Source organism: Campylobacter sp. US42a, assembly GCF_004379055.1.
GTDB lineage: Bacteria > Campylobacterota > Campylobacteria > Campylobacterales > Campylobacteraceae > Campylobacter_D > Campylobacter_D jejuni.
On sequence record NZ_RYYK01000004.1, the window covers coordinates 156,552 to 177,805 of the forward strand.

The 21,254-nt window shown below is 30.2% G+C and carries 21 protein-coding genes; 20 read left to right on the forward strand and 1 reads right to left on the reverse strand.

Going from position 1 to position 21,254, the window contains the following annotated elements; translation table 11 throughout:
- Positions 1 to 22 precede the first annotated feature (22 nt).
- Positions 23 to 328: a hypothetical protein gene (locus ELQ10_RS08635; RefSeq protein ID WP_243833029.1), complete on the reverse strand. Its 306-nt coding sequence runs from the start codon at positions 326 to 328 to the stop codon at positions 23 to 25.
- Between the two features lie 296 nt (positions 329 to 624).
- Here ELQ10_RS08635 and ELQ10_RS05465 point away from each other — a divergent pair, with 296 nt between their 5' ends.
- The 20 genes from ELQ10_RS05465 (at position 625) to ELQ10_RS05560 (ending at position 21,126) form a co-directional block, all read left to right on the forward strand.
- Complete coding sequence (locus ELQ10_RS05465; RefSeq protein WP_133401828.1) at positions 625 to 2,160, forward strand: ABC transporter substrate-binding protein; 1,536 nt, start codon at positions 625 to 627, stop codon at positions 2,158 to 2,160.
- Positions 2,160 to 3,104, forward strand: a complete 945-nt coding sequence (locus ELQ10_RS05470) for an ABC transporter permease (RefSeq protein WP_052793982.1) — start codon at positions 2,160 to 2,162, stop codon at positions 3,102 to 3,104. The genes ELQ10_RS05465 and ELQ10_RS05470 overlap by 1 nt, the downstream gene beginning before the upstream one ends.
- On the forward strand, positions 3,091 to 3,885 hold the full coding sequence (locus ELQ10_RS05475) for an ABC transporter permease (protein ID WP_133401829.1): 795 nt from the start codon (positions 3,091 to 3,093) through the stop codon (positions 3,883 to 3,885). Before ELQ10_RS05470 ends, ELQ10_RS05475 begins: the two co-directional genes overlap by 14 nt.
- A complete protein-coding gene (locus ELQ10_RS05480; protein ID WP_011050003.1) occupies positions 3,882 to 4,592 on the forward strand; it encodes an ATP-binding cassette domain-containing protein in 711 nt (236 codons plus the stop codon). The genes ELQ10_RS05475 and ELQ10_RS05480 overlap by 4 nt, the downstream gene beginning before the upstream one ends.
- Positions 4,585 to 5,250, forward strand: coding sequence for an ATP-binding cassette domain-containing protein (locus ELQ10_RS05485; RefSeq protein WP_044306295.1), 666 nt, complete (start codon positions 4,585 to 4,587; stop codon positions 5,248 to 5,250). Before ELQ10_RS05480 ends, ELQ10_RS05485 begins: the two co-directional genes overlap by 8 nt.
- Positions 5,251 to 5,362: 112 nt before the next feature.
- Positions 5,363 to 5,752, forward strand: a complete 390-nt coding sequence (locus tag ELQ10_RS05490) for an NAD(P)H-quinone oxidoreductase subunit 3 (RefSeq protein ID WP_002824972.1) — start codon at positions 5,363 to 5,365, stop codon at positions 5,750 to 5,752.
- Positions 5,734 to 6,237, forward strand: coding sequence for an NADH-quinone oxidoreductase subunit B (locus ELQ10_RS05495; RefSeq protein WP_002777888.1), 504 nt, complete (start codon positions 5,734 to 5,736; stop codon positions 6,235 to 6,237). The genes ELQ10_RS05490 and ELQ10_RS05495 overlap by 19 nt, the downstream gene beginning before the upstream one ends.
- Complete coding sequence (locus ELQ10_RS05500) at positions 6,234 to 7,028, forward strand: NADH-quinone oxidoreductase subunit C (RefSeq protein ID WP_072238634.1); 795 nt, start codon at positions 6,234 to 6,236, stop codon at positions 7,026 to 7,028. Before ELQ10_RS05495 ends, ELQ10_RS05500 begins: the two co-directional genes overlap by 4 nt.
- A 1-nt stretch (position 7,029) precedes the next feature.
- Complete coding sequence (nuoD, locus tag ELQ10_RS05505) at positions 7,030 to 8,256, forward strand: NADH dehydrogenase (quinone) subunit D (protein WP_002862216.1); 1,227 nt, start codon at positions 7,030 to 7,032, stop codon at positions 8,254 to 8,256.
- Complete coding sequence (locus tag ELQ10_RS05510; RefSeq protein WP_002824979.1) at positions 8,253 to 8,480, forward strand: NADH-ubiquinone oxidoreductase subunit E family protein; 228 nt, start codon at positions 8,253 to 8,255, stop codon at positions 8,478 to 8,480. The genes nuoD and ELQ10_RS05510 overlap by 4 nt, the downstream gene beginning before the upstream one ends.
- Complete coding sequence (locus ELQ10_RS05515; protein WP_133401830.1) at positions 8,477 to 9,169, forward strand: hypothetical protein; 693 nt, start codon at positions 8,477 to 8,479, stop codon at positions 9,167 to 9,169. Before ELQ10_RS05510 ends, ELQ10_RS05515 begins: the two co-directional genes overlap by 4 nt.
- Positions 9,166 to 11,628: an NADH-quinone oxidoreductase subunit G gene (locus tag ELQ10_RS05520; protein WP_133401831.1), complete on the forward strand. Its 2,463-nt coding sequence runs from the start codon at positions 9,166 to 9,168 to the stop codon at positions 11,626 to 11,628. Before ELQ10_RS05515 ends, ELQ10_RS05520 begins: the two co-directional genes overlap by 4 nt.
- The gene (gene nuoH, locus ELQ10_RS05525; RefSeq protein WP_002938377.1) at positions 11,621 to 12,619 is read left to right on the forward strand and encodes an NADH-quinone oxidoreductase subunit NuoH; all 999 of its coding nucleotides are present in this window, start codon (positions 11,621 to 11,623) and stop codon (positions 12,617 to 12,619) included. The genes ELQ10_RS05520 and nuoH overlap by 8 nt, the downstream gene beginning before the upstream one ends.
- Before the next feature lie 9 nt (positions 12,620 to 12,628).
- Complete coding sequence (nuoI, locus tag ELQ10_RS05530; protein WP_002938373.1) at positions 12,629 to 13,270, forward strand: NADH-quinone oxidoreductase subunit NuoI; 642 nt, start codon at positions 12,629 to 12,631, stop codon at positions 13,268 to 13,270.
- Positions 13,267 to 13,785, forward strand: a complete 519-nt coding sequence (locus ELQ10_RS05535) for an NADH-quinone oxidoreductase subunit J (RefSeq protein ID WP_002858410.1) — start codon at positions 13,267 to 13,269, stop codon at positions 13,783 to 13,785. The genes nuoI and ELQ10_RS05535 overlap by 4 nt, the downstream gene beginning before the upstream one ends.
- A complete protein-coding gene (gene nuoK / locus ELQ10_RS05540) occupies positions 13,782 to 14,078 on the forward strand; it encodes an NADH-quinone oxidoreductase subunit NuoK (protein WP_002858466.1) in 297 nt (98 codons plus the stop codon). The genes ELQ10_RS05535 and nuoK overlap by 4 nt, the downstream gene beginning before the upstream one ends.
- Position 14,079: 1 nt before the next feature.
- Positions 14,080 to 15,870 carry an NADH-quinone oxidoreductase subunit L gene (gene nuoL / locus ELQ10_RS05545; RefSeq protein WP_133401832.1) on the forward strand — a complete coding sequence of 597 codons (1,791 nt, stop codon included), beginning with the start codon at positions 14,080 to 14,082 and terminating at the stop codon, positions 15,868 to 15,870.
- A gap of 1 nt (position 15,871) precedes the next feature.
- Entirely contained in the window at positions 15,872 to 17,359 is a 1,488-nt protein-coding gene (locus ELQ10_RS05550) for an NADH-quinone oxidoreductase subunit M (RefSeq protein ID WP_133401833.1), read from the forward strand.
- Positions 17,349 to 18,737 (forward strand): NADH-quinone oxidoreductase subunit N, encoded by a 1,389-nt coding sequence (locus ELQ10_RS05555; RefSeq protein ID WP_133401834.1) that lies wholly within the window; start codon positions 17,349 to 17,351, stop codon positions 18,735 to 18,737. Before ELQ10_RS05550 ends, ELQ10_RS05555 begins: the two co-directional genes overlap by 11 nt.
- Before the next feature lie 22 nt (positions 18,738 to 18,759).
- The gene (locus ELQ10_RS05560) at positions 18,760 to 21,126 is read left to right on the forward strand and encodes a tetratricopeptide repeat family protein (protein ID WP_002866855.1); all 2,367 of its coding nucleotides are present in this window, start codon (positions 18,760 to 18,762) and stop codon (positions 21,124 to 21,126) included.
- Positions 21,127 to 21,254 lie beyond the last annotated feature (128 nt).

The following is a 21,254-nucleotide window of genomic DNA, read 5'->3' on the forward strand; positions in this document are numbered from 1 at the left end:
TCGCCTCTTTTTCCCGCTCTTTTTATGGTCTTTTTAAGCGATTTGCATTGTAAACTTTATATCTTGAACTACGCCCTCTAATACAGGCTCTTGCTTGACGATTATCAAAGCTATCATCACCTTCATTATCAGTGCTGACATATTTAATAATTCCATCTTGAGTATGCACTTTTACAGGACATTTTGTTCCGCAATTTACATTACATCCAGCCCATTTGCTGATCAATGGTGGAGTTTTTAATAAATTTGCACTTAGACTTATAGGACTTAAGGTTAAGCCGCCAAACAAAGAACTCCATTTTAAAAAATCTCTACGATTTTGTTCCATGTTATCTCCTTACATTTATGTGACAAAAAGTAATTGCGATTATAGTACAAATAATAATTTTATTCAATTAAAATTAAGACTTTAAAACTCCTAAATATAGGCTTTATAATGAATTTTTCGTTTATGAATTTAACATCAAAAAATAAAAATTTGAATAATATAATGATAAAAATTTATTAAAATAGTATTTAAATATAAATTTATAACTAAAATATAACTTTATCCCCCGTATAGGCTTGCGAGTTGAGCTTTTTTGTTTTATAATTTTGTGCGTTATTAAAATAAAAAGGTTTTTTATGTTGAGATTTTTAATTTTTGCAATGTTGTTGTTTGCGAATTTAGACGCAAAAATCCCAAAAGATACACTTATTATAGCAGTTGAAAATGAAATCGCAAGGATAAATCCTGCTTATAGTGAGGATCATGATGCAGTGATTAATCTTGTATTTTCAGGGCTTACGCGTTTTGATGAAAATATGAGTTTAAAACCTGATTTGGCTAAGTCTTGGGATGTTGGTAAAGACGGGCTTGTTTATGATATTTTTTTAAGAGATGATGTTTTATGGCATGATGGAGTCAAATTTAGTGCTGATGATGTGAAATTTAGTATAGAAGCCTTTAAAGATCCTAAAAACAATTCTTCTATTTATGTCAATTTTAAAGACATTAAAAGTGTGGAAATTTTAAATCCTTCTCATGTGAAAATCACACTTTTTAAACCTTATCCTGCATTTTTAGATGCTTTAAGCATAGGTATGCTTCCTAAACATTTGCTTGAAAATGAGAATTTAAACACAAGCTCTTTTAATCAAAATCCTATAGGTACAGGTCCTTATAAATTTGTAAAATGGAAAAAAGGTGAATATGTTGAATTTAAAGCCAATGAACATTTTTATCTTGATAAGGTAAAAACTCCAAGACTTATTATAAAACACATTTTTGATCCTTCTATAGCTAGTGCTGAGCTTAAAAATGGCAAGATAGACGCAGCTTTAATCGATGTTTCTCTGCTAAATATTTTTAAAAATGATGAAAATTTTGGAATTTTACGTGAAAAATCGGCCGATTATCGGGCTTTAATGTTTAATTTTGATAATGAATTTTTAAAAGATTTAAAAGTAAGACAAGCCTTAAATTACGCAGTTGATAAAGAAAGTATAGTAAAAAATCTTTTACATGATTATGCTTTTGTAGCTAATCACCCTTTAGAGCGTTCTTGGGCAAATTCTAAGAATTTTAAAATTTACAAATATGATCCTAAAAAAGCCGAGGATTTACTTGTAAGTGCAGGTTTTAAGAAAAATAAAGATGGAAATTTTGAAAAAGATGGGAAAATTTTAGAATTTGAAATTTGGGCGATGAGTAATGATCCTTTAAGGGTAAGTTTGGCTGGAATTTTGCAAAGCGAATTTAGAAAAATAGGAGTTGTAAGCAAGGTGGTGGCTAAACCTGCTGGAAGTTTTGATTATTCTAAAGTAGATAGTTTTTTAATAGGCTGGGGAAGTCCTTTGGATCCTGATTTTCACACTTTTAGGGTATTTGAAAGTTCGCAAGATAGTGCTTTAAATGATGAGGGTTGGAATTTTGGACATTATCATGATAAAAAAGTGGATATAGCCTTGCAAAAAGCAAGAAATACTTCAAATTTAGAAGAGAGAAAAAAATATTATAAAGATTTTATAGATGCTTTGTATGAAAATCCACCTTTTATTTTCTTGGCCTATCTTGATTTTGCTTTGGTTTATAATAACGATTTAAAAGGTATCAAAACAAGGACTTTAGGTCATCACGGAGTGGGTTTTACTTGGAATGTTTATGAGTGGAGTAAATAGTGCTAAAACGCTTAGTTTTTAGTATTTTTATAGCATTTTTTAGTACTTTTTTATGTTTTGTTTTACTTCATTTTAGCAAAGGTAGTATAGCTTATGCTAATGGAGTTAATTCACAAAGTAAAGAATTTATTCAAAGAATAGAACAAAATTTAGGGCTTGATAAGCCTTTGTTAGAGCAGTATAAAATTTGGCTTTTTAAGGCTTTAAAAGGAGATTTAGGAGTTTCTTTTTTAAGTGGAGAAAGTGTTTTAAAGCTTATAAAAGAAAGAATTTTTAATACTTTTATTTTGGGTTTTGGTGCCTTAATGCTTTTGTTTTTACTCAGCGTTTTTTTGGCACTTTTGGGATATTATTATAAAGAAAGTTTTATAGATAAAATCATCACTTTTTTAGCTTTTAATTTTTTTGCTTTACCTCCTTTTGTTTTGGCTTTATTGTTTGTTTTGATTTTTGGAATTTTTTGGAAAATTTTACCTGTTATAGGAAGTAGTGATATAGGCTTTGAAGATGATTTTTTAAATCGTTTAGAGCATTTGATTTTGCCTGTTTTGGTGCTCGTTTTATCACATTTGGCGTTATTTTTAAGGATTGCTAGAAATTTTATCAATGAAAGTTTTTCTCAAATTTTTATTCAAAATTTATACGCTAGGGCTTTAAGGGAGAAAGATATTTATTTTTTAGTTTTGAAATATTCTTTAAGTCCTATTGTAGCTTATTTTGGGGGAAGTGCTTTAAGTTTTATGATGGGAACTTATGTGGTAGAAAGTGTCTTTGCTTACGAGGGGCTTGGATCTTTACTTTTTAAAAGTATTATTTTTAAAGATTATCCTGTTGTGCTTGCACTTATATTTTTTAGTGTTTTGCTTGCAGCATTTTTTACATTTTTAAGTGATATTGTAGCTAGGATTTTAAATCCTAGATTAAGAAGGCTTGATTTTGTTTAAATTTCTTATCATTCTTGCGCCTTTAATTTTTTTATTTTTATGTGCCTTGTTTGCACCTTGTTTGACTCCTTTTGATATTTTAAGTACTCATTTAGAAAATTTGCATCAAGCTCCTAATTTTACTTATATTTTAGGGACTGATTTTTTAGGCAGGGATTTGTTTTCTCGTTTGCTTTTTGCTTTGAGAAATTCTTTGATTATAGGTGTTGGTGGATCTTTATTGTCTATTATCTTTGCTTTGTGTTATTTGTTTTTAGCACGATGTTTTTTTTATGTTTTTTGGATGCGTATTTTAGAGTTTTTTTTAGCCTTGCCTGCTTTTTTACTTATGATGTTTTTTCAAAGTATGATAACTTCTGATGTATTTTTGATGATTTTTTTAATCGCTTTAATTCATTGGTGTTTCATAGCAAGAATGATAGAAAGTGAATTAAAAAGACTTGAAAATTTAGATTTTTACAAAGCAAATATAGTGCTTGGAAGAACTAAATTTAGAGCTTTTTTTAAAGATTTAATACCTGCTTTAAAAACACTGATTTTTACACTTTTTATATTTAATATCGTTCATGCTATAGCCACAGAAGCTACTTTGAGTTTTTTTGGACTGGGTTTAGGATTTGAAATTCCAACTTTAGGTACTCTTTTGAGTGAGTCTTCAAAAGCAGTTTTTATAGGTGCTTGGTGGATGATACTTTTTCCACTTTTAAGCTTGCTTTTGTTGTTTTTACCTCTTTTATGGTTGGGTAATTTTTTACAAAAAATTTGGGGTATAAGATCTTGAAGGTAAGAAATTTAAATATCAGTTTGAAGAATAATTTATTGCTTAAGGATATTAATTTAGATATAAAAACAGGCAAAACTTTAATGATACTAGGACAAAGTGGAGTGGGCAAAAGTTTGTTGGGAAAAGCTTTGGTAAGACTTTTAGATTCTAATTTCACAATAAGTTTTGATGAATTAAGTTTTCATAATTCTTGTATTTTTAATTTTAACAAAGAAGAGCTTAGAAATTTTCGTTCTAAGGTGGCACTTGTTTTGCAAGATGCAGAGCTTAGTCTTTATCCTTATTTGGATATTGGAAATTTATGTCATCTTGTTTTAAAAACTCATACAAAATTAAAACAAAAAGAAAGAAAAGATTACGCTTTTTCTTATTTTCAAAAATTAGGATTTGAAAATCTTGATCGTTTGTGGCATTCTTATGCTAATGAATTAAGTTTGGGTATGGCAAGAAGGGTGAGCCTAGCTTTGGCATTATTAAATCAACCCCAAATTTTAATTTGTGATGAAATCACAGCTTCTTTGGATAAAGAAAACGCTTCAAAGATCATATCGATTTTAGAAGAATTAAAAAATACTGCAGCCTTAGTTTGTATCACTCATGATTTAAATTTGGTAAATTCTTTAGCAGATGAAATTCTTATGCTAGAAAAAAATAGTTCAAATTTATATAGCTTAGATGAGTTTTTAAGGTATTATAATGCTTAAAGTTTGTAATTTAAGTAAGTTTTATGAGCTTAAAAAGCATTGGTATTTAAAAAAAGAAAGACATATTATTTTTGATAATGTCAATTTTTCTTTAAATAAAAATGACAATTTAATAATTTTAGGTAAAAGTGGTGCAGGTAAAAGCACATTAGCTAGAATTCTTTGTTTTTTAGAAGATCCAAGTGAAGGTGAGGTATGGTATGAAAATCTTAACTTGCACAAGCTTGATAAAAACAAACAAAGACTTTTAAGAAAGCAAATTCAGTATTGCTTTCAAGATCAAAAAATGGCTTTAAACCCTTATAAAAAAATCAGAAATCTTATACAAGATGGTTTGGAAAATTTTAATTTACAAAAGAATGATAACTTGATTTTAGAATTTTTTGATTTTTTTAGTCTAAAAAAACAAATTTTAGAACAAAAGCCCTATGAGTTAAGCGGAGGAGAAGCCACACGTGTAGGTCTTATCCGTGCTTTGGTTTTAAATCCTAAATTGTTGATTTTAGATGAAATTACTTCAGCGCTTGATATTAAAACTTCTAAAGAAATTTTAACTTTTTTATATGACTATCAGCAAAAAAATAATATTTCTTATATATTTATAAGCCATCAAAGTGATCTTTTTTATAAATTTAATCATAAAAAATTAAAACTTTAAAAAATATTTTTTAATATAAGTTTCAATATAGAAAATTTAGAGTAAAATAAAGAAAAGTGTAAATTTAATTTTTGTTGTGGAGTGATTAAAGTGCTTTAAAAAAGGAGAATAAATGTCTCATATAGATGCTTCGCATCCTTATTTTGGTATTTTTTTAATGCTAGTACTTGCTAGTGTTATTTTTTTTGGACTGGTTTTTTTAGCTTCAAAAATCGGTAATAATTTTGCCGCAAAAAATCGCAAAAAATTAGGACTTGGAATTTATGAATGTGGTCCTATTCCTGTTAAACAAGCTAACAAGATTAACTCTCAATTTTTCATCATCGCCTTAATCTTCATACTTTTGGATATAGAAGTTGTGTTTTTATTTCCTTGGGCTTTGATTTTTAAAGATTTAGGTTGGTTTGGGCTTTTAGAAGTTTTTGTTTTTATCGTACTTTTAGGAGTTGGATTTTTATATGCTTATAAAAAAGGAGCGTTTGCATGGCAGAGCATCAAGTAAATTATGCAAGTGGTTTGCCCGTAGTTTTAACTAGTGTGGATAAACTAGTTCAATGGGGCAGGAGTAATTCTTTATGGGCTTTATCTTATGGACTTGCCTGTTGTGCGATTGAGATGATGGCGGCTGGGGGTTCAAGATATGATTTTGATAGATTTGGAACGATTTTTAGAGCTTCACCACGCCATAGTGAAGTGATGATTATCGCAGGAACTTTATGTAAAAAGCATGCTGAATTTACAAGAAGACTTTACGATCAAATGCCTGATCCTAAATGGGTGATTTCTATGGGAAGTTGTGCCAATACAGGGGGTATGTTTAATACTTATTCTACGGTTCAAGGAGTGGATAGAATTATACCTGTAGATATTTATGTGCCAGGCTGTGCTCCACGTCCAGAAAGTTTTCAGTTTGCTTTGATGATTTTGCAAAAAAAGATCCGCAAAGAAAAAGCAAGTCGTAAAATCGCACCTAAAAGGTTGGTATAATGAGAAAGTATAGCGATAAAAAAAATGCTCAAACTCAAAATTATTACAAAGATAGATTTTATCACGCGCCACACGCTGTAAAATCTGATGTTAATGAAAGTGTTTTTAAAGATGATTTTGAAGTTTTAAAAACTCAAGTAGAAATTTTAAATTCTTTTGTAGAACTTGATTTTTGGGTAATAGAAATTAAAAAAGAAGACAATGTTAAAACCTTGCAAATGCTTAAAACTTTAGGGTATTTAAGTTTTACAGAGGCAAGTGCTATTGATTTTGTAGCAGATAAAAATGGTTTTGAAGTGTTTTATCAGCTTTTAAATTTAGAAAAAAAATTAAGAGTGAGAATAAAAACTTTTGTAGGCGTAAAAGAGCGTTTGCAAAGCGTGGCTCATGTTTTTAAAGGGGCAAATTGGAGCGAGAGAGAAATTTATGATATGTTTGGAATTTTCATCATAAATCATCCTAACTTAAAACGCATTTTAATGCCTGATGATTGGTTTGGACATCCGCTTTTAAAAACTTATCCTTTAAAGGGCGATGAGTTTGCAAGATGGTATGAGATTGATAAAATTTTTGGCAAAGAATATCGTGAAGTAGTGGGCGAAGAGCAAAGAGATTCTGGTTTTGCTGATGATAAAGATACGCTAAATTTTGCAAGACTTTATCATGAAGTGCCAAAAGGTAGTCAAAAGAAGGAAATTTCCTTTAAACAAGAATATCAAGAAGATGAAGGCGTGGCTTTTGTAAAAAAAGTAAAACGCGATGAAGCAAAAATTTTAGAGAAAAGGCGTTAAAATGCAAATTCCTAGCAAGTTAAAACCTTATTATGAAAATATAGCTTTTGAGCAAGAAGACTCAAAGATGATTATCAACTTAGGCCCTCAACACCCTTCAGCACACGGAAATTTACGCCTTATTTTAGAACTTGATGGAGAGCAAGTTGTAAAAGCACGTCCTTGTATAGGTTATATGCATCGTGGTATGGAAAAAATGGCTGAAAATATGATTTATCAAGAATTTATTCCTACTACTGATAGAATGGACTATATCGCTGCTTCAGCGAATAATTATGCTTATTGTGCAGCGGTTGAAAAGCTTTGTGGTTTAGAGATTCCACGTCGTGCAGCAGTGATACGCATGATACTTTTAGAATTAAACCGTATTGCATCACATTTGCTTTGGCTTGCCACTCATGCGCTTGATATTGGTGCGATGAGTGTGTTTTTATACTGCTTTAGAGAACGAGAATATGTTTTGGATTTGATAGAAAAGTATTGCGGTGCAAGGCTTACGCATTCTTCTATGAGAATAGGCGGGGTTATGCTTGATTTACCTGAAAATTATTTAGAAGAAATGCTTGCATTTTGCGATAAATTTCCAAATGATTTAAAAGATTATGAAGATCTTTTAGATGATAATAGAATTTGGCGTTTAAGAACTGAAAATGTAGGTGTGGTTACTAAAGAACAAGCCTTAAATTGGGGTTGTACGGGTGTGATGTTAAGAGGAAGTGGTATAAAATACGATATACGCAAAGAAGAGCCTTATTTGCTTTATAATGAAGTTGAATTTGGCGTGCCTTATGCTACGCAAGGGGATTCTTATGCAAGATATAAAGTTTATATGCAAGAATTTCGTGAAAGTTTGAAAATCCTTAGACAATGTGCCACGCTTTATAAAGATACCCCACCTGAAATTTTAGCTACGCATCCTGAGTATGTAAGTGCTTCAAAGGAGCAAATTTTAACGCAAAATTATTCTTTAATGCAACATTTTGTTTTAATCACTCAAGGTTTAAAACCCCCTAAAGGCGAAGTTTATGTGCCTACTGAAAGTCCAAAAGGTGAGCTTGGCTTTTTTATCCATAGTGATGGTACAGGAAGACCTTATCGCTTAAAGGCTAGAACGCCTAGCTATTGGCATTGTGCGTTTTTTGAAGAAATGCTTGTAGGTACTTATTTGGCTGATGTTGTAGCCATTATGGGTAATGTAAATATAGTTTTAGGTGAGATAGATCGATGAGAAGAGTAGATTTAAGAAAAAGCAAAGAGCTTTTTGAAGATTTAGCACAAATCATAAAAGAAGCAAAACAAGGCGAGGTTTTAGTGGTGCTTTTTGAAATCGGCGATTTTTCTCCTGTTGAAAAAAGTTTTTCTTTTGTAAAAGAACAAGGCTGTGAGCTTTTAAATTCTTTGAAATTTAATCAAGTGGATTGGACTATTGTTATAAAAAAGGAGAGGGTATGATTTATGATAATGCTCTTTGTTTTTTAGATATGCCAAGCCTTAAAAACAAAAATTTATGTGAAAAAATAGGTGTAAATAGCATTAATATTTCTTGTTTGGAAGATAAAAACTTAAAAGCTAAATTTTACAAATGCGAAATTGCAAGTTTGAGTTTTGTTTTAGCCTTGCTTTGTAAATTAAGCGATGAAGGGCATTTTTGCGATTTAGATGAGGGATATTTAAGTGCTGAATCTTGCTTTGGAGAGGAAGAAGCAGGTGAAGTGCTTTCTTTTTTAAAAGAGGCTAAGTATTTAATTATAGATAAAAATATCCATTCTTACAAAGATAGCAAAAATATCAAATATTTTTTGAATTTCTTAAGCATAAAATATGAATTAAAGATTTTAGATAGTGATGAAGAAGAATGCGATTTTAAAAAGGCAAAATTAAACACCCTAAAAGAACTCGATAATTATGATGGTTTAGTGCTTTTTAAAGCCAATTTACAAGATAAAAATTTGCATTGTTCAAGGCAATTTTTACAAATTGCAAAATGCAAAGATCAAAGTGAAGTTGAAATTTTGGCTAAAGATTTTAGTTTTAAAACCAAGCTTTGTTTAGATGAAAATTTACAAGGCACTATAGCTTTTTTAAATCATGAAAACAATGGTTTTGATTTTACTCCAATTCGCATAAAGGAAGCAAAATGACAGTTAAGATTAATGGTATAGATTGCGCCTTTGAAGAAGGCGAATATATTTTAAATATAGCAAGAAGAAATGATATTTTTATCCCAGCAATTTGCTATCTTTCAGGCTGTAGTCCTACTTTGGCTTGTCGTATGTGTATGGTTGAAGCTGATGGTAAAAAGGTATATTCTTGCAATACTAAAGCAAAAGAGGGTATGGTTGTAGAAAGTGATTTGCAAAATCTTTGGGATGAAAGAAATGAGATCATGCAAGCTTATTGTATCAATCATCCTTTAGAATGTGGAGTTTGCGATAAATCAGGCGAGTGTGAATTGCAAAATTTCACTCATAAAAGTCGTGTAAATGTTCAAAAACATTGGATTAAAGACACGCATAAACCGCATAAACATTGGGGAATGATTAATTACGATCCCGCACTTTGCATAGTATGTGAGCGCTGCATTACAGTTTGTAAGGATAAAATCGGTGAAAGTGCTTTAAAGACTGTTCCTCGTGGCGGAGATAGTGTGGATAATAGCTTTAAAGAGAGCATGGGAAAAGATGCTTATGCGATTTGGACTAAATTTCAAAAAAGTTTGATAGGTCCTGCAAATGGCGACACGCTTGATTGTTCATTTTGTGGAGAATGTACAAGCGTGTGTCCAACAGGAGCTTTGATAGGTTCGAAATTTCAATACACTTCAAATATTTGGGAACTTAAAAGAATCCCTGCTTCAAATCCGCATTCAAGTGATTGTGAGTTGATGTATTATGATATTAAGCAAAGTGGTATTAGCAATCAAAAAGAAAAAATTTATCGTGTGAGTAATGATTTTGCCTTTGCGAGTTTAAATAAGGCTGCAAGATTTGCTTTTGATACGCAAAATGAGGCGGATAAAGATGAAAAAGCCTTTAAAGAACTTGTGGAACTTTTTGAGAAAAATGAAATTAAAAACATTAAATTTAATAGTTTTATTACCAATGAAGAAGCTTTGATTTTGCAAAATTTAAAAAAGAAATTTAATCTTTCTTTGATCAATGAAGAAGCTTTGAAATTTAAAGAATTTTTACAAGAATTTATCGCTAATTCTGGTGAGTTTTATAGTGCTAATACTCAAGATATAACAAAAAGTGATTTTTTGGTTGTGGCTGGAATGCTTTTAAGATATGATGCTCCAACGCTTAGCTATAAAATCAATAATGCTTTAGTGATGAATAAAGGCTCAGGGTTTTATTTTCATCCTATGGAAGATATGGGTATAGCAAAATATTCTAAAAATTTTATCCCGCACATTCATAAAAGTGGCGATGAAGAGCAAATTTTATATTTTTTACTTCAAAAATTTAGCCAAGATGAAGGTATCAAAACTCATTTAGCAGAGTTTTTTGTTAGTGAAAATAAAGAAATAGAAGAAAGTATCAACGAAGAAGTTATAGAACAAGTCATAGAAAAAGATGAAGAAGGCAATGAAATTCAAAAAGAAGTAAAAAAAGTCGTGCCTAAGAAAGTGAAAAAAATCATAGAAGTGCAACGCTCTGTTTTTGCTAAAAATTTAGGCATAGATGAAGATAAATTAGAAGATTTATTGCTTAAAAAAGCAAATTTTACTCTTGTTGTAGGGAGTGATTTTTATTTTCATAAAAATGCGAAAAAACTTGCTAAATTACTTGCTTTGATCCAAAATACCACTCCTTTTAAAGTATTTTTAAATCCTACGCATACTAATACCTTAGGTGTGGCTATGATTTGTGATTTGGATAAAAACACACAAGAAGGCAAGACTTTAGGTTACAATGAAAAAGGTGATTTTAGTTTTTCTTATGAAGAGCATGCAAATTTAGCTAGTGCGAGTTTAAATCAGCAAGAAGGAACTTTTTTAAATTATGATAAAAGAGTGGTACCAACTAACGCTGCTTTAGAATTTAAGGGATATTTTTTAAATGATTTGGCTAATGCTTTAGGTTTTGATGAGGAATATACTATAAATTATACTAAGAGACTCCCTATAAATAAAGGTTTTTCTCCGATTGATTTTGATCATTTAGACAATTTTTACACCAATGCAGGCGATTGTAAAAGGGGATATGAGCTTAATTTAGAATGTTTCAAACAAGTTGCCAAAAAAGAATTCATCTCTCCAAATTTTGAAAATTTAAGCCTAAAAGAAGATGAAATTTTGCTTTATAGTGCTAATCCTAGCTATCAATTTGGTAGATTTTCAAATCGTGCTAGTGCGATTAATGAGGTGATTTTTTTAGGTGTAAGTGAAAATTTAGCTAAAGAGAAAAATTTAAAAGATAAAGATCTTGTAAAACTTAAAATAAAAGATAAAGAATTAAGCCTTAGCGTGCGTGTGGATAAGGATATAAAAAATGGAGCTTTCTTGCCGTATTTCGATGAAAAACTTGATACGCTAAGCTTTTTTGATGAAAGATTTGTTGTGGCAAATTTAGAAAAATTAGGAGCAAACCATGAGTGATTTTGCTTTTTTTGCTTTAGAGACTTTGATTAAATGTATTATTATCATTGCAATATTTGCGAGTTTAGCAGGTCTTGCAACTTATGCTGAAAGAAAGGTTTTAGCTTATTTTCAAAGACGTATAGGGCCTGATATGGTAGGGCCTTTTGGGCTTATTCAACTTGTAGCTGATATGATAAAACTTTTTACTAAAGAAGATATAATCCCTTCAAATTCGCAAAAATTTATTTTTGCTATAGCACCTTTGATTTCTGCTATTTGTGCTTTTGTTTCTTTAGCAGCTATTCCTATGCTACCTGAATTTACTTTATTTGGAAGGGTGATTCAGCCTATAGTGGCAGATATTAATGTAGCTTTGCTTTTTGTCATCGGTACTTCAGGGCTTTGCTTTTATGCGGTGTTTTTGGGTGGACTTGCAAGTAATAATAAATGGTCGATTTTAGGGGCTGCAAGAGGACTTGTAGCGATTATTTCCTATGAAAGCGTAGGAGCTTTAGCTTTGATTGCTATTGTAATGCTTGTAGGTTCTTTTTCTTTGGTGGATATTAACAATTATCAAAGCGATGGATTTTTTTCTTGGCTTATTTTTAAACAGCCTTTGGCTTTTGTGCTTTTTATAATTGCTTTATTTATAGAGACTAATAGAACCCCGCTTTGTTTGACGGAAAATGATGCTGAAATTGTAGCGGGTTATGGAACGGAGTATTCGGGTTTAAGATGGGGTATGTTTTTCATAGGTGAATATGCTTCTATGATAGCTGGAGCTATTTTGGTAACTCTTTTGTTTTTAGGGGGTTTTAATAGCTTTTGGATTATTCCTGGTTGGATTATGATGATAGTAAAATCAAGTTTTATTTTCTTTTGGTATTTTTGGGCAAGAGCTGCTTTTCCGCAATTGCGTCCAGATCAAGTGATGAAAATGTGCTATTTGATCTTAATCCCTTTAGCGGTTTTAAACCTTTTAATCACTGCTTTGGCAGTTCTTTTATAGGAGTTTGATATGAAAAATTATTATTTAGTGGATGAGAAAAGAAAAACTCCTGTTAGCACTTGGGAGAAAATTTCACAAGCTTTGCGTAGAAGCGTTAAACTAGAGCTTTTTGTAGGGCTTTTTGTGATGATGAGAGAATTACTTAAGAGAAATAATAGCGCTACGATTAAATATCCTTTTGAAAAGGTAAAGCTTGACAATCGTTACCGTGCTGTTCATCGTTTGATGCGTTTTATAGAAAGCGAAAATGAAAGATGTATAGGTTGTGGGCTTTGCGAAAAAATTTGTATTAGCAATTGTATTAGAATGGAAACTTCTTTAGATGAAAATGGGCGTAAAAAAGTAGGAAATTATAGTATTAATTTAGGGCGTTGTATTTATTGTGGTTTTTGCGCTGAGGTTTGTCCTGAGCTTGCTATAGTACATGGAACAGAGTATGAAAATGCGGCTGAACAAAGATCTTATTTTGGCTATAAGCAAGATTTTTTAACTCCTATTGATAAGCTTAAAAATCAAGTTGAATTTGAAGGAGCGGGAAGCCTTAGAAAAGATGCTGATTTATTGGTGGTAAAAACACCAAATTATTACGATGCGATGCTTGAAAGTGCCTTAGAAAATCAAGACACACAAGAGCAAGGAGAAAACAAATGATAGAAAATTTAGCTTTTGTATTTTTTAGTGTAGTGGTTTTAGGTTTTTTTGGCATTGCGGTTTTAAGTAAAAATATGCTTTATTCTCTTTCGGCTTTAGCAGGTGGAATGGTGTTTTTATCAGGATTTTATTTTTTACTTGATGCAGAGTTTTTAGGCGTGATACAAATTATTGTTTATAGTGGAGCTGTGCTTGGACTTTATAGTTTTGCGATGATGTTTTTTGATGCTTCTAAAGAATTTAAAGAACAACTTAAAGCTAAAAAAAGTTTTTTTACTTTGGTGGTTTTAAGTGCGATTTTACTTTTGGCCATGCTTATAGGTTTTAAATACCAAAATATCAGCACGGATTTGCCTTTAAACGATCCTGCTTTATTTGATTTTAATAAACAACTGGCTTTAGCGATTTTTTCAAAATATCTTTTGGCTTTTGAATTTATAGCCATTTTACTTTTGATTGCTTTAGTTTGTGCTATAGTGCTTACTCATAAAGAGCTGACAAAGGAAAAACAATGATAGAAAAGTATTTTTTTATAGCTATTTTAATGTTTGTCATAGGGCTTGTAGGGATTTTAAAAAGACAAAATCTCATCATGCTTTTTATTTCGAGTGAAATTTTATTAAATAGTGCTAATTTAGCCTTAGTAGCAGCTTCTAAAATGCACAATGATTTAAATGGACAGGTTTTTGCACTTTTTATCATGGGTGTAGCGGCTTGTGAAGTAGCTGTTGGTGTAGCTTTGTGTGTGCTTTGGTATAGAAGAAAAGGCACTTTGGAATTAAAAAGCTTAAAAGAAGTGGAGGCTTAGTATGCAAAATTTAGCTTTGATTTCTCTTTTTAGTCCTTTTATAGCTTTTTTGTTTGCAAGTTGTTTTGCTTTGAGTGAGAAAAAACAATTTGTAGGGATAATTTGTTCGCTTCTAATAGCTTTAAGTGCTTTTTGTTCTTTGTATTTGCTTTTTTGCAATGAAGCTTTTAATGTGAGTTTGTTTGAATGGTTTGCTGGAGTAAATTTTGGCTTTGATATAGATGCCATTTCGCTTACTATGATGAGTGTTGTAGGTATTGTAGCTACTTGTGTGCATTTTTATAGTATTTTTTATATGGCTCATGATGAAGGTTTTAATAAATTTTTTGCTTATTTGGGGCTTTTTGTCTTTTCTATGCTTTTTTTAGTTATGAGTGATAATTTCTTAGGACTTTTTGTAGGTTGGGAAGGCGTTGGGCTTTGCTCTTGGTTGCTCATAGGTTTTTGGTATAAAAACGCTACCTATTCTTTTGCGGCTAATGAAGCTTTTATTATGAATCGTATTGCGGATTTGGGTATGCTTTTAGGAATTTTTTGGCTTTATTTACAAGCAGGAACTTTAAAATATGATGAAGTTTTTTCCATGGCACAAAGCCTAGATCACAACGCTTTGATCTTAATCGCAACTTGTTTATTTATAGGAGCTATGGGAAAATCTGCACAATTTCCTTTTCACACTTGGCTTGCTGATGCTATGGCAGGGCCAACTCCTGTTTCTGCATTAATCCATGCAGCAACCATGGTAACAGCGGGGGTTTATTTGGTAATTCGTGCAAGCACCCTTTATGATTTAGTTCCTGAGGTTTCTTATATTATTGCCTTGCTTGGAGCTTTTGTAGCGATTTTTGCAGCCTCTATGGCTTTGGTGGCTAGGGATTTAAAACGCATTATTGCTTATTCTACCTTATCGCAACTTGGATATATGTTTGTGGCTGCAGGACTTGGGGCTTATGGTATAGCTTTATTTCACTTAGCTACACATGCTTTTTTTAAATCTTTACTTTTTTTAGGTGCTGGAAATGTAATGCATGCTATGAATGATAAATTAGACATTAAAAAAATGGGTGGACTTTTTAAACCTTTAAAATTTACGGCTATTTTGATGTGTATAGGATCTTTAGCTTTAGCAGGAATTTATCCTTTTGCAGGATTTTTCTCTAAAGATTTGATTTTAGGATATTCTTTCATTTCTTTTCACCATGGTATTTTTTTAGTGCTTTTAATCGCAGCTTTTTTAACAGCATTTTATAGCTTTAGACTTTTAATGTTGGTATTTTTTACCCCTGCAAGACATGATGAACATCCACATGAAGCAAGTAAAATCGCACTTTTGGCTATGAGTCCTTTGATGGTTTTAGCTATTGTTGCAGGATTTTTTGAACATAGTTTTTTTGAATATTTAAGCACAAAATTAGTTTTTATTGATGCACAAAATCAAATTGTAATGATTTGTGCGAGTGTAGCAGCTATTTTGGGTGTAATTTTGGCTATTTTTGCTTATAAAAATTCTTGGTTTAAAGAAAGTATTGAAGAAAATAAAATTCACAAGCTTTTAAGCAATGATTATTTCATTCCTAAATTCTATCATCAATTTATCGTTTCAAAATATGAAAGCTTATGTGCGATTTTAAAGCATTGTGATCTTTATATTTTTGATAGAATAGTTGAAAAAATTGCTTTGTATTCTCAAAATATTTCACAAAAAATGATTATGCCAAACAGTTTAAACTTAATGCTTAGATTTTTGGTGGCAGCTTTTGTGATTTTGTTGATTTTGGTATGGATGGTGTAAAATGCTAAATTATTTGATATTTTTTCCTTTAATTTCTGCTTTTGTGGTTTTGCTTTTAAATCGTGGAGGCGTTAAGGTTTTTAGCGTTGTTGTAAGTTTTATGATTTTGGCTTTAAATTTGGATATTTTTGCGGATTTTTTACAAGGGATAAGCTTTGATTATAATCTCTCTTTTAAAATTTTGAAATTTTTTAGCTTTCATGTAGGAGTAGACAGTATCGCACTTATATTGATGCTTTTAAGTTCTTTGATGATATTTTTAAGCTTTTTATTTTTAAAGCTGGAACAAAAAGCGCTTGTATCTTGTATATTCTTTTTAGAATTTGCTATTATGGGACTTTTTAGTGCAAAAGATGGTTTGTTATTTTATGTTTTTTGGGAATTTTCTCTTTTGCCTTTGCTTTATATTATGGGAGTTTATGGTAAAGATTTTAGAGCAGGGGTGAAATTTTTTATCTATGCTTTTGCGGGTTCAATTTTAATGCTTATAGCATTGATTTATCAAGCTTATTTAAATTATCAACTTTTAAACATCTTCACTTTTGACTTAGAAATTTGGAAAAATAATGCCTCGGCAGTAAATTTTACAGAGCAACTTTTACTTTTTGGAGCATTTTTTATCGCTTTTGCTATCAAAGCTCCTTTATTTCCACTTCATACTTGGGCACCTAAGGTTTATGCAAATTCGCCTGTTCTTGTTTCTGTAATGCTTGTAGTTTTTAAAATGGCTCCTTTTGGATTTTTGCTTTTTTGTTTACCACTTTTTCCAGATGCGAGTGTGTATTTTATGCCTTTAATTGTAGCTTTATGTATAGTGAGTATCGTTTATAATGCTTTAATTGCTTATAGGGCAGAAAATATTAAAGAATTGATCGCTTATAGTTCTATTTCACATCTTGGTGTGATGATTTTGGGAATTTTTTCTTTAAATGCTTTGGGTATTAGTGGTGCGGTTTTTTATATGTTTGCACACGGTATTGTAACGGGAGCTTTATTTTTAATGGTTGAACTTTTATACCAAAGATATCATACTTATGATATTTCTTTTTACCATTCTTTGGCCAAAAAAGCACCTTTATTTTCAATTTTCTTTATGTTAATTTTACTCGCAAGCGTTTCTTTGCCTTTAACTGTTTCTTTTGTTGGAGAGTTTTTAATTCTTTTAGGTATAGCAAAGATTAATTTATTTTACGCTTTGTTGGCAGGTTTGGTGATTATTTTGGGAGCAATTTATATGTTCGCAGTATTTAGAAAAATATTTTTCATGCAAAAACAAAGCTTTATAGAGAGTTTTTCTTTACGCCTTAGAGAAATAGCAGCGCTTGTGTGCATTATAGTAATGATTTTTGGACTAGGGCTTATGCCAAATATACTTTTAAAGCCGATACAAAAAGATGTGGATAATCTTATAAAAACAATGAATATTAGAGCTGTTGAGCAAAATACTTTAGATTTTTTATCTAAAATAGGAGAGGCAAATGTTAAATAATTTTTTAAATTTAGAACTTTTAAATATAAGCTTATCTTATCCATTTTTATTTTTAATTACAACTGCAATAGTTCTTTTGCTTTGCTCTGGTTTTTGGAAATTTCATCGATCGTTTTATATCGGTATAAGTTCTTTATCTTTAATTGTAAGTGCTTTTTTGATTTTAAATAATGCAAATGCTCAAGGTTTAGAAGCAAAAGCTTTTTTGGCCACTTTAAATAATGATATTGTTTCATTTTATGCTTCTTTGGTGATTTTGTGTTTTTCATTTTTATATCTTTTAATGCAAAAAGAAGAAAATCAAGGTGAATTTTATGCTTTATTTTTATTTATGATCGCATCTTTGCTTTTGATGGTTTCAAGCTCAAATTTAGTGCTTATTTTTATAGGACTTGAAAGTTCTTCTTTAGCACTTTATACTTTAATAGCAATGCGTGGAAGTGATAATGCTATTTCAAGTGCGATAAAATACTTTAGTGTAGCGGCTGTAGGAGCTGGGTTTTTTGTTATGGCTGTAGCTTTTATTTATTTAAAAACAGGAACTTTAGATTTATCTGCTAATTTAGCGTTAAAAAATGAGTTTCAAAAAGATCCCATGCTTTTGGGTGCCGGAGTGATGATTTTTGTTCTTTGTGCAATCAAGCTTTCTTTGGCACCTTTTCATTTTTGGCTTAAAGATGTGTATTATGCAGCACATACAAATTTGGTTGCTTTTATTTCAGTTGTGCCAAAAGTTGCCATGTTGGTTGTGGTTATTCGTTTGTTTGATTTTTTAAATAATACAGGTTTTGAATATATCATAATAGTTCTAGCGATTTTTTCTATGCTTATAGGCGCTTTTGCGGCTCTAAGTCAAAACAATATCAAAAAAATGTTTGCTTATAGTTCTGTAGTGCATTCTTCTTTGGTTTTGGTAGCTTGCATTCCTTTATTAAAAGAACAAAATTTTGATGGAATTTTGCTTGCTATTTTTGGATATTGGACTTTATTTGCTTTTGCAAATTATGCTGTATTTATGATTTTAAGCAATTATGAGAATAATTCTTATGAGAGTTTAAATGGGCTTTTGGTTAAAAAACCTTTAATTGTTTTTTGTTTAAGCATTAGTGTGCTTTCTTTAGCAGGTATCCCGCCTTTTGGAGTATTTTGGGGTAAATTTATGATTTTAAATACAGCAATTTTAAATGGATATTGGTATTTGGCGCTTTTTGTGGCTTTATCTTCTGTTATTATGCTTTATGCGTATTTAAAGATTTTAATTCATGCTTTATTTATGAAAAATGATAGGGTTTATAATATTAAGTTTAGTTTTATACAAAATTTTATTTTAGCTTGTTGTGTTTGTGTAAGCACTTTTGCTATATTGTTAATGTTATAAGAGTTTTGCTATAATTATTTTTATGAGAATATTATTTTTAATTTTATTAAGTTTTTTAAATGCTTTTGCTTTTGAGCTTGTTTTAAATACGGGTCGCGAAAATAATCAAGCTTTTGCAGTTTTACATGCGAGTAATGATTTAGAATTTACATGTCAAAAATTTATTACCGAAGCAAAAGTTCATTTTGAATGTGATATTGCAGGTATGGTTGATAATAAATTAAAAGATCAGAGTTTTTCTGCTTTTGATTTAAAATTTATACAAGAAGCTCAAAAAATTAAAATGATCATTTTGCCAAAAATACAAGCAAGAATGTTTGACACTTCTCAAAATATTTATATAGATAAAGAACTCAGTTCATCAAGTTCGCATAAAAGTAAGGCTTTTACTTTTATTTTTACACCAGAACTAGTACGCGTTAAAGACTATGATGGACTTGATTTTAATATCAATTTTCCACATGAGAGTTTGCCTTATGTTGGAGCTTTAGATTTAAATTCTGATCCTGTTGTTATTCCTCAAAGTGCAGATATCAATACTTATTTACGCATCAAAAAAGAATACGATAAGGCTAATTACAATCAAGTTGTGATTGATGCACAAAATGCTATCAATAGATATCGTGGCAGTATTTTTGCTAGTGAATTTATACTTTATAAATTAAGAGCTCAAAATAAACTTTACACTCAAGATCCAAGTATGCGTGATCAACAAATTTTAGAAAAGATGATTGATGATGCTAAAAATTGGACGCGTACTTTTACAAGTGATAAAAATTTTTCAGAAGTTTTACATATAATGTTAAGAACTTATATCGCTTTAGCTCAGCGTGCTGATGTAGAGTATACAATGTCGATTTTGGATAATGAACAACCTAATAATTATTTTACTCAGTTATCAAAACTTGATTATGCAGACTATATTTATAATTTAAATGAAAAAGAAAAAGCTGTAAATATTTATGAAAATACTTATTTTAATACAAAAAATTTAGATTTAGCTGCAAGAGCAGCTATGAGTTTGGCAAAGAATTTGCTTTCAAATGAGCAAGTAAATAAAGCTATAGAGTATATTAATACCATTTTAAAAGCCAATCCTGAATATTTTGGAAAAGATATTCCAAGATCTTTAGAACTTGCTAAATTATTTAATCAAAAAGGACAATTTGATATAAGTGCAAGTATTTATGAAGATGCCTTTGCTAAAATGTCAAAACTTGATCCAAGTTATGAAGAAACTTTAAAAGATTTAGCCTTAGTTTTATCACATACTAACAGATCTAGTGATGCTAAAAAATACCTTGATTTATATATGGATGATTATTTAGATGGTAAGTATTTAGATGAAATTAAAAAAGCAAGTGATGAGGTATTCTTTGCTTTAGGTGATAATAATGCAAGCTTTTTGCATCAGCGTTATACAGATTTAATGAAGCAATATGCAAATAAAGATGAGAATATTGCAAATAAAGCTTTAGATGAAGATGTTGCACTTTATTATAAAGAGGGAAATTTTAGTGCTATTTTAGCTTATAAAGATCTTATAGAAAGTAAAAAAATTCCAAATGCTACTCAATTTTTAGAGAAAGCAGCCATTAATGATTTAAAAAATGCGATAAAAGCTGATAATTGTATCAATGCTGCAAATATTTTTATGCGTTTTAGTGCTTATGATATAGGTCAGAAAATTGAGAATAAAAAACAAATGTTAGCTTGTCTTATCAGAACTTCTAATGTTGAACAAGCACTTGATTATATAGATAAAAATTATAATGAAGATTCTATATTTTATGGTCTTCAAAAAGCATCTATTCTTTTTGACAATAAACAATATCCTCAGGTGATTAAAATTTCTAAAGACATAGCTAATTCTAGAATTTTAAAAAGTGATGATGAGAATTTTAAGGCTTATTATTTGCAATTTTTATCTTTATTGCGCTTAAATGACTACAATCAAGCCATTAAAATTTTGCAAATTTTAGAAAGTTTTCCAATGAATTTTAGTATGGTAGAAGCCTACGATGCTTTACTTTCTTACGCTAATGATCATAATATGCAAACAACTATTTTAACTTACGCACCTAAGGCCATTGACTATCAAAATTTTAAAGGTATAAATCTTTTTAGTCCTAATTTAGAATTTATATATCTTGATGCTTTGACTAAAATCAATAAAAATGAAGAAAGTTTAGCTGTTTTAACAGATTTACTTAAATTAAAACTTTCAGATGAAGATAGAGCAAGAGCTTTATATATCCAAGCCTTAACTTATGAAAGAATGCAAAATGTACAAGCTGAAAAAGAAAGTTTAAAACAATGTCTTGAAATCAAAAGTGCTTCAAATTGGCAGAATTTATGTAAGAGTAAAAATCAAATTTTAAATCAATAAGTAAATTTAGAGATAACTAGCTTTTAGCTAGTTATCTAAGGTTAAAACCTCTTCTTCTTAACATCTTCTAAGATATTATTAGCTATATCACTTACTGTACTAGAAATAATAGCTGATTCATTAGCAAT

Excerpts from the sequence above, each read along its gene's own strand:
- ELQ10_RS05495 (WP_002777888.1), top strand. The coding sequence starts at position 5,734 with ATGGCAGAGCATCAAGTAAATTATGCAAGTGGTTTGCCCGTAGTTTTA.
- nuoI (WP_002938373.1), top strand. The coding sequence starts at position 12,629 with ATGAAAAATTATTATTTAGTGGATGAGAAAAGAAAAACTCCTGTTAGC.
- ELQ10_RS05535 (WP_002858410.1), top strand. The coding sequence starts at position 13,267 with ATGATAGAAAATTTAGCTTTTGTATTTTTTAGTGTAGTGGTTTTAGGT.
- nuoL (WP_133401832.1), top strand. The coding sequence starts at position 14,080 with ATGCAAAATTTAGCTTTGATTTCTCTTTTTAGTCCTTTTATAGCTTTT.
- ELQ10_RS05490 (WP_002824972.1), top strand. The coding sequence starts at position 5,363 with ATGTCTCATATAGATGCTTCGCATCCTTATTTTGGTATTTTTTTAATG.
- ELQ10_RS05515 (WP_133401830.1), top strand. The coding sequence starts at position 8,477 with ATGATTTATGATAATGCTCTTTGTTTTTTAGATATGCCAAGCCTTAAA.
- ELQ10_RS08635 (WP_243833029.1), bottom strand. The coding sequence starts at position 328 with ATGGAACAAAATCGTAGAGATTTTTTAAAATGGAGTTCTTTGTTTGGC.
- ELQ10_RS05510 (WP_002824979.1), top strand. The coding sequence starts at position 8,253 with ATGAGAAGAGTAGATTTAAGAAAAAGCAAAGAGCTTTTTGAAGATTTA.
- ELQ10_RS05520 (WP_133401831.1), top strand. The coding sequence starts at position 9,166 with ATGACAGTTAAGATTAATGGTATAGATTGCGCCTTTGAAGAAGGCGAA.
- nuoH (WP_002938377.1), top strand. The coding sequence starts at position 11,621 with ATGAGTGATTTTGCTTTTTTTGCTTTAGAGACTTTGATTAAATGTATT.
- ELQ10_RS05555 (WP_133401834.1), top strand. The coding sequence starts at position 17,349 with ATGTTAAATAATTTTTTAAATTTAGAACTTTTAAATATAAGCTTATCT.
- nuoD (WP_002862216.1), top strand. The coding sequence starts at position 7,030 with ATGCAAATTCCTAGCAAGTTAAAACCTTATTATGAAAATATAGCTTTT.
- ELQ10_RS05485 (WP_044306295.1), top strand. The coding sequence starts at position 4,585 with ATGCTTAAAGTTTGTAATTTAAGTAAGTTTTATGAGCTTAAAAAGCAT.
- ELQ10_RS05550 (WP_133401833.1), top strand. The coding sequence starts at position 15,872 with ATGCTAAATTATTTGATATTTTTTCCTTTAATTTCTGCTTTTGTGGTT.
- ELQ10_RS05560 (WP_002866855.1), top strand. The coding sequence starts at position 18,760 with ATGAGAATATTATTTTTAATTTTATTAAGTTTTTTAAATGCTTTTGCT.
- nuoK (WP_002858466.1), top strand. The coding sequence starts at position 13,782 with ATGATAGAAAAGTATTTTTTTATAGCTATTTTAATGTTTGTCATAGGG.
- ELQ10_RS05465 (WP_133401828.1), top strand. The coding sequence starts at position 625 with ATGTTGAGATTTTTAATTTTTGCAATGTTGTTGTTTGCGAATTTAGAC.